We start from the raw sequence: 732 nt of genomic DNA on the forward strand, positions 1-732 counted from the left end.
CCCCCGGATTTACCTAGAGGACGGGCCACACCCTTAAACGCGCCAAGCCATTAGGCACGCGAAGCTACCTCCCTGCGTCACACCTGTTAACACGCTTGCCTCCCACACTTAGGACCCCACGCCACCCACACCAACCACAAACACAACAAAAGCCATGCTTGCTTATATGGCGTAGACAGGATGGTTAGCATCAACGCAGAAGACACTGGACGCAATAAAACCGGTACCAGAATAAGAACTGGTCACCCATCGACTACGCCTGTCGGCCTCGCCTTAGGACCCGACTAACCCAGAGAGGACGAACCTACCCCTGGAACCCTTAGTCATACGGCGGGAAGGATTCTCACCTCCCAAACGTTACTCATGCCTGCATTCTCACTCCCACACAATCCACCACCAGTTCACACTGCGGCTTCACCTCATGCGGGACGCTCCCCTACCCAGTAAAAACAATTACTGCCGCGGTTTCGGCGGTGTACTTCAGCCCCGCTACATTGTCGGCGCTCAATCACTTGACCAGTGAGCTATTACGCACTCTTTCAAGGATGGCTGCTTCTAAGCCAACCTCCTGGTTGTCACAGCAACTAAACATCCTTTCCCACTTAGCACACACTTAGGGGCCTTAACCGGCGATCTGGGCTGTTTCCCTCTCGACTATGAAGCTTATCCCCCACAGTCTCACTGCCACGCTCAACTTCATGGTATTCGGAGTTTGGCTGACGTCAGTAACCA

At 54.0% G+C, this 732-nt stretch carries 1 rRNA gene; it reads right to left on the minus strand.

Annotation, left to right across the window (positions count from 1 at the left end):
• Positions 1–732, minus strand: a 23S ribosomal RNA gene (locus ACRQDJ_RS09255); the annotation flags it as partial.

This window comes from Actinotignum urematis, assembly GCF_051264595.1.
GTDB lineage: Bacteria > Actinomycetota > Actinomycetes > Actinomycetales > Actinomycetaceae > Actinotignum > Actinotignum timonense_A.